Below are 6,834 nucleotides of genomic sequence, written 5' to 3' on the forward strand. Positions count from 1 at the left end.
GAGAGGCTAGGACTTTTGTCCCAGCCTCTGGAATATAGATAAGTTCTCTTAAAAACTTTCCTTAGGTGAGGACGGACGTCAGAAAGTTTCAATATATTCTGGATTCATTTTAAAAATGAAATTTCAGTTTTATTTCTTTGCAAAATCATTTAACTTATTTTTTAAAATCATTTTATCTATTCATGTCGTCGATTGAAGTGAAAGACTTCAAAATATTGAATGGCCCGGTAGATTAAAAAGATGGTCAAGATGATGGCCACCAGCCAAATCGTCTTTAGTCCATAAAACTGGATCAAGTAGGTCGAAAAGATGGCCCCACAGACGAAACTCCCGATCAGGCAGGTCATAAAGATGGCTTCCCAGAGGAATTTCATCTCCCTGTCTCTAACAAAATCTCCATAAGCTACCATGGTTTTCTTGAGATTTCCGGTCATAAAGGAGTGGTTGTAGGCATAGCCATCTACTTCTCCAAATGAGGTCGCTACGATTCCCAAACTCAGGCTAAAAAAAGGCACGATGAAGACATTTTTTACCGATGCTGGTAAAAATCCCGTCACCAATGTCGTGAGGATAAAGGGCACCAGGGTACTCAAGCGCCAGACTGAATTGTCAATCAAGCGACGTAAAACCGTCATCAAAAAGATTCCCAGCATAAAGGCCAGCATCGTGGCTAACTTCACTTCTACATCTGAGATCTGCTGGCCAATCAAACCAACCGATAGAAAGACCACATTTCCCGTCTGGCCTGCCGCCAAGGTCCCACCCCGACAAATAAAGGTATAAGCATCTGAAAAACCAGCACACATGGTCAATAAACAAGCGAACGCCTTGGTCCGCGAATGAAACTCCCTTTTCATTTCCATTCTCCCTAAGAAAAAGAGGGAGTGATACAGAACGTTCCCAAACGTCACGAGTACCACCCCCGCAAGGCTGATCCAGAAGTCTTCCAAGCTTAAATAGCAAAATCAGCCACTGCGTTATTCCGTCACTCCTCCTATCCGTAGACACTTGGTGACCAGTTGCCCTTCTTCTCTCTTTTTTTATTTTCCCTCACGCGCTTCGTTGAGGATTTTTTCAATCTTGGTTGTGATCAAATCAATCGCTACCGTGTTGGTCACTCCTTCAGGAATGATCACGTCCGCATAGCGCTTGGTTGGCTCGATGAACTGGTGGTACATCGGTTTTACCACACCAAGGTATTGCTCAATGACGCTATCAAGACTCCGGCCACGCTCCTCCATATCGCGCTTGATCCGGCGAATGATCCGCACATCATCATCCGTATCAACGAAAATCTTGATGTCCATCAAGTCCCGAAGACGCTTGTCTTCAAGAACTAAGATTCCTTCCACGATGAAAACATCTTGTGGTTCCTGACGATAGGTCTTGCTGCTGCGCGTATGTTCAGCATAGTCATAAGTTGGAATATCTACCGGACGACCCTCCAAGAGTTCATTGATCTGCGCAATCATCAAGTCCGTATCAAAGGCAAAAGGATGGTCATAGTTAGTCTTGATCCGCTCCTCAAAGGTCAAATGACTTTGGTCCTTGTAATAAGAATCATGCTCAATCATGGCAATCTTTTCATTCGGAAAATTGGCCAAAATGGCACGAGACACACTGGTCTTTCCACCACCAGAACCACCAGTAACACCAATAATAATAGGTCTATTTTGCATTTTCTACTCCATTACCTCTAGTTGTCTGAGAAGAAATAGACATCTCAGATACATCTTATCCATTTTACCATATTTTTGCCTAGACATGAATAGTTTTTCAGTCAGAAATTTGGAAACAAAAAGGACCTTGCGGTCCTTTCATTATTTCACTTTTTCTAATTTTGCGGCAAATTCATTACCACCACGTAAGACAAGTATATTTTTTCCACCGTTGACAGGTACGAAACAATAATTTGAATTAGCTTGTATATAGACTTCCTTAGCGCTCTTCACTTGATAGCCTTCTGATTTCACCGCTTCTTGAATGACTTCAAATGTGTGTTCAATTTCTTCTTTAGAAGTCGTGTCTCCATCATACTTTTCTGAATCAGCTAGAGAATAGAATGCGTAAGCCTTGCTATCGTAATACTTATCACTAATAATTCCATGATCTGAAATCTGAACAGTTGTATTATCTCCTTCTGTCACATTCTTCCATTTTCCAACCATGGCCTTAGGTGTTTCAACCTTGTGATAAACCAAATTTTCTTCAAAGTTTCCTTCGTATGATTTATAAGTTTTCAAGTCGAATAAATCATTTCTTAAAATAATATTGCTTCCGTCTTTTTGGAGCAAGTTATAGCGTGTGTTCCCACCAGACTTAATAACAACTATTTCTGTCGTCTTCAGGTTAAATTTCTTATCGACATCCGCAAGTGAATGCAAGTCAGATGCATTCAACAAAGAAAGTGCTGTATTAAATTCTTTTTTCGCTTCATTGCCCTTGAGAACCTTTTTGATGGTCTCGCCACCATTGACTTTTTGTTTCTTTCCACTTAGTTCATAAGTGACCGGACTAGAATCCGTATTTCTCAACCAAACCCCATCTAGACTTGGTCCACCTGAAAAGAAAAAGAACCAAGCAAGAGCAATTACTGCGACAAGTCCCGCAACTGCGACCCCAATCTTTGTTTGTTTATTGAAAGAAAATGTCAATTTTTTCGGTCTTGGAACAGGTTGCAAGGTTTTCGCCGATGGTTGTGGTTGGACAAAAGCTGTCTGCTCTTGTGAAAGAGGTGCGCTAGGTGCAACAGGTGCTTCCTGAGCAGGAGCCTGCGCCTCAGTTGCTGGAGTCGGCGCTTCTTTTCGCTCTACGACAAACTCCCCTTTTTCACGCGCTTCTTGAAATTCTTGCATACTTGGCTTGCGACCATTGATCGCTTCAAAGTATTCAACCCAATCTTTTTGATTCATCATATCCCCCTTATTGATTCAGCATAAAAACTAACCATATTATACCATAAATCCATGGTAAATTTTGTGATTTTCAGAAAATAAAAGAAAAAGCCCAAGCAGTTTTCCACTTGGACTTTCTTTATTATTTCAAAACTTTTTGTGTTTTCGCGTAATTGGCTTCTACAGCTTCTTTTTCAGCTTTCCACCAGTCTTGGTTGTCTGTGTACCACTTGATGGTGTCTTCCAAACCTGCTTCGAAGTTTGTGAATTGTGGTTCCCAACCCAATTCTTCACGCAATTTGGTTGAATCAATAGCGTAACGCAAATCGTGACCAGCACGGTCTGTTACACGGTCGTAGGCATCTTTTGGTTGACCCATTTTTTCAAGGATCAATTCAAGCACTTCCTTGTTGTTCTTTTCACCATCGGCACCGATCAGGTAAGTTTCACCGATACGGCCTTTAGTGAGGATAGCCCAAACACCAGTTGAGTGGTCGTTGGTGTGGATCCAGTCACGGACGTTCTTCCCTTTACCATAAAGTTTTGGCTTGATGCCAGACAAGATGTTGGTGATTTGACGTGGGATGAATTTTTCAATGTGTTGGTATGGACCGTAGTTGTTTGAACAGTTAGAAATCGTTGCTTTAACACCAAATGAACGAACCCAAGCTTTCACAATCAAGTCAGAAGCAGCCTTGGTTGATGAATAAGGTGATGATGGGTTGTATTTGGTTTCAGCAGTGAATTTTTCACCAGGACCTTCCCCATGTCCAGGAAGATCTTCACGCAATGGAAGGTCTCCATACACTTCGTCTGTTGACACGTGGTGGAAACGAATGTCGTATTTACGAGCCGCTTCCAAAAGTGTGTATGTACCGATGAAGTTTGTGTGGATAAATGGTGATGGGTCGTTCAATGAATTATCATTGTGACTTTCAGCCGCGTAGTGAACAATCGCATCAGCCTTAGCAGCCAATTTATCAACCAATTCAGCATCAGCGATGTCTCCCACCACCAACTCGACACGATCTCCAAGGATTTCTTCGATATTGGCACGGTTACCAGCGTAAGTGAGTTTGTCAAGGACAGTCACATGCACGTCTGGATGGTTGTTGTAGACATAGTGTACGAAGTTTGAACCGATGAAACCAGCTCCACCGGTTACGATGATGTTTTTGTATTCAGTCATTTTTTCTCCAAAAAATTGTTTTTTCTTAATAGTTCCTTAAATCAATCTTTTTTTAGCTTTCCTTAGGTGAGTACGGACGTCAGCGAACTTCGAAGAAGTTCCATGACTAAGTTTTGAGCCTAGTGTCTCAAAACTTCCGAGCACCTGAAACACAATGGTTCAGGTGCTTTTCTCACGGCGGAAAGCTAAGCATATAGCTCGCTTCGCTCGTTTATAGCAAAGCTAAAAACTATATAATGATGTTCTTGATTGTTTTAAGAGCTTCATTCTTACAAATCTTCTGCTTTTAGGGGTTTGACATCTTTAAGCAGTGGGTGATTCTTGTCTGCTTCTGAGACTTCTGCTTCTTCCAAGTTTTCCCATTGGATATCTAGGCTTGGATCTGCATAGTTGACAAAAGCATATTTTGGTTTGAGTTCCAGTGCCCAGTAGTCATTGACTAAGTATGTATAAGCAACTTTGTCTGTCAAAACTTGGAACCCATTGGCAACACCACCAGGGACGAAGATGCCTTTTGAAGCATCGATCACGGTTTGGTAGGTATTCCCAAAGCTATCGCCTTCACGAAGGTCTACCCAAGTTCCAAGAACCTTGCCTTCATCTGCTACAGAGATGTACTTGTCCCAAGGCTCTGCATGCAAGCCACGCAAAACATTCTTACGAGAGAATGAAATATTGTTTTGCAACTTGCCTTCCGCAAAGAAGCTTTCAGGAAATCCAAGAGGAAGCATTTTTTCTTTTTGGAAGTTTTCCTTGAACCAGCCACGGTTGTCCCCATGGACTGGAATATCAAACTCCAACAAGCCTGGGATGGCTTCAATCTTGCGGGCTGCTAATTCTTTTCCGAAAAATTGTTCTGTCATTAAGCTTCTCCAATCAAACGGAGCAAGTATTGTCCGTATTCGTTTTTCTTCAGTGATTGCGCTAATTCATGAACTTGTTCTTTGGTGATATAACCCATGCGATAGGCGATTTCCTCAAGGTTAGCTACTTGGACGTTTTGCAAGCGTTGAACAGTCTCAATATATTGAGAAGCCTGCAAGAGACTTTCATGAGTTCCTGTATCCAACCAAGCAAAACCACGGCCCATGAGCTCAACAGAGAGATCTCCACGCTCCAAATAGGCCTTGTTGACATCAGTGATTTCAAGCTCGCCACGAGGACTTGGTTTGATGTTTTTAGCAATCTCTACGACATCATTGTCATAGAAGTAAAGTCCTGTCACCGCAAAGTTTGATTTTGGATGTTCTGGTTTTTCTTCGATAGAGATGGCATTCATATCATCATCAAACTCTACCACACCGAAGCGTTCTGGATCTTTGACTTGGTAACCAAAGACAGTCGCCCCTTTTTCTTTGGCTTCAGCCCGTTGCAACATCTTGGTTAGACCATTTCCGTGGAAGATATTATCTCCAAGAACGAGGGCAACATGATCGTCACCAATGAACTCTTCACCAATGATAAAGGCTTGTGCCAAGCCGTCTGGACTTGGTTGCTCTGCATAAGAGAGGGAAATCCCAAGTTCAGAACCATCTCCAAGAAGCTCTTCAAAACGAGGAAGATCTTGCGGAGTTGAGATGATCAAGATTTCTTTGATCCCTGCTAACATAAGAGTTGACAATGGGTAGTAAATCATTGGCTTGTCGTAAATGGGCATCAACTGTTTGGAAGCGGCACGAGTCAAAGGATACAAACGAGTACCCGAACCACCAGCTAAAATAATACCTTTCATAATGTTAGGCCTTTCTACGTATTCATTACCCCTATTTTATCATGTTTATATAAAAAAGTCACCTTGCATTTGTGTTGCAAGGTGATGACAGGTTATCCCAAAGCGACGTCTAGGATCATCATAATGACAAATCCAACCATGAGACCGAGGGTCGCAACATCTGTGTTGCCGTTAGTCTGGGAATCTGGGATCAACTCTTCGACCACTACAAAGATCATCGCACCTGCCGCAAAAGAAAGGGCATACGGCAAGATGGCCGTCATAGATAGGACCGCTACTGCACCTAGCAGGGCTCCTACTGGTTCCACGATGGCGGACATAGACCCCCAATAAAAGGCATTGAGACGGGATTTTCCATCCGTCCGGATCGGGATCGAGAGAGCAGCACCTTCAGGGATATTTTGTAAGCCAATCCCGATAGCCAAACCAACCGCCCCGATAAAGGCTTCTGGACTTGGATTACTGGCGAGAGCCCCAAAGGCTACTCCGACTGCTAAGCCTTCTGGAAAATTATGAATGGTAATGGCGAGAAAAAGGAGGGTTGTCTTAGACAACTTCTTCTCCCGTGGCGAATGGATGCTCTCTGCCTCCTCAATCTCCTTACTCATATGAAGGTGAGGAACGATAGCATCGATCAAGCGGAGAAAAAAACCTCCAGCTAGAAAACCGATAGCAGCCGGAAACCAAGCCAGGCTCCCATATGATTTTTCCGCATACTCAATAGACGGTTGCAAGAGGGACCAAAATGACGCCGCAATCATGACCCCCGCAGCAAATCCCATCATGATGTCCAGTAATTTACGACTAATATGCTTGAAGAAAAAGACAATGGCTGACCCGACAATGGTACAGCCCCATGTAAACAATCCTGCGATAAAGGCCTGCAAGACCACGGATTGTGATTGAAACCAATTCATAACAACTCCCATTTTCTTGTTGATTCACTTGTTCTATTCTACTATTTTTATCCGAATGAAGGAAGGTCTTTCGAAAAAAAGAGAGTGGGACAGAAATCGGTA

7 protein-coding genes are annotated in these 6,834 nt (G+C 42.7%); all 7 read right to left on the reverse strand.

The genetic code is table 11. The features are described from left to right. Positions 1-176 precede the first annotated feature (176 nt). Positions 177-857 carry a YoaK family protein gene (locus HMPREF2685_RS07545; protein WP_031576960.1) on the reverse strand — a complete coding sequence of 227 codons (681 nt, stop codon included), beginning with the start codon at positions 855-857 and terminating at the stop codon, positions 177-179. 183 nt (positions 858-1,040) lie between these two features. Beyond that, positions 1,041-1,679, reverse strand: coding sequence for a uridine kinase (gene udk / locus HMPREF2685_RS07550; RefSeq protein WP_003002524.1), 639 nt, complete (start codon positions 1,677-1,679; stop codon positions 1,041-1,043). Positions 1,680-1,820: 141 nt separating this feature from the next. Continuing rightward, entirely contained in the window at positions 1,821-2,912 is a 1,092-nt protein-coding gene (locus HMPREF2685_RS07555) for a hypothetical protein (RefSeq protein ID WP_070466202.1), read from the reverse strand. A 124-nt stretch (positions 2,913-3,036) separates the two neighbouring features. Further along, positions 3,037-4,083, reverse strand: coding sequence for a dTDP-glucose 4,6-dehydratase (gene rfbB, locus HMPREF2685_RS07560; RefSeq protein WP_070466203.1), 1,047 nt, complete (start codon positions 4,081-4,083; stop codon positions 3,037-3,039). 269 nt (positions 4,084-4,352) lie between these two features. Then, entirely contained in the window at positions 4,353-4,946 is a 594-nt protein-coding gene (locus HMPREF2685_RS07565) for a dTDP-4-dehydrorhamnose 3,5-epimerase family protein (RefSeq protein ID WP_070466205.1), read from the reverse strand. Beyond that, on the reverse strand, positions 4,946-5,815 hold the full coding sequence (gene rfbA / locus HMPREF2685_RS07570) for a glucose-1-phosphate thymidylyltransferase RfbA (RefSeq protein WP_070466207.1): 870 nt from the start codon (positions 5,813-5,815) through the stop codon (positions 4,946-4,948). The genes HMPREF2685_RS07565 and rfbA overlap by 1 nt, the downstream gene beginning before the upstream one ends. A 92-nt stretch (positions 5,816-5,907) precedes the next feature. Then, positions 5,908-6,732, reverse strand: a complete 825-nt coding sequence (locus HMPREF2685_RS07575; protein WP_070466209.1) for a ZIP family metal transporter — start codon at positions 6,730-6,732, stop codon at positions 5,908-5,910. Positions 6,733-6,834: the final 102 nt, after the last annotated feature.

The sequence above is a fragment of the Streptococcus sp. HMSC074F05 genome (assembly GCF_001808725.1).
Classification (GTDB): Bacteria; Bacillota; Bacilli; order Lactobacillales; family Streptococcaceae; genus Streptococcus; species Streptococcus parasanguinis_I.

Excerpts from the sequence above, each read along its gene's own strand:
- HMPREF2685_RS07545 (WP_031576960.1), bottom strand. The coding sequence starts at position 857 with ATGAAAAGGGAGTTTCATTCGCGGACCAAGGCGTTCGCTTGTTTATTG.
- udk (WP_003002524.1), bottom strand. The coding sequence starts at position 1,679 with ATGCAAAATAGACCTATTATTATTGGTGTTACTGGTGGTTCTGGTGGT.
- HMPREF2685_RS07555 (WP_070466202.1), bottom strand. The coding sequence starts at position 2,912 with ATGAATCAAAAAGATTGGGTTGAATACTTTGAAGCGATCAATGGTCGC.
- rfbB (WP_070466203.1), bottom strand. The coding sequence starts at position 4,083 with ATGACTGAATACAAAAACATCATCGTAACCGGTGGAGCTGGTTTCATC.
- HMPREF2685_RS07565 (WP_070466205.1), bottom strand. The coding sequence starts at position 4,946 with ATGACAGAACAATTTTTCGGAAAAGAATTAGCAGCCCGCAAGATTGAA.
- rfbA (WP_070466207.1), bottom strand. The coding sequence starts at position 5,815 with ATGAAAGGTATTATTTTAGCTGGTGGTTCGGGTACTCGTTTGTATCCT.
- HMPREF2685_RS07575 (WP_070466209.1), bottom strand. The coding sequence starts at position 6,732 with ATGAATTGGTTTCAATCACAATCCGTGGTCTTGCAGGCCTTTATCGCA.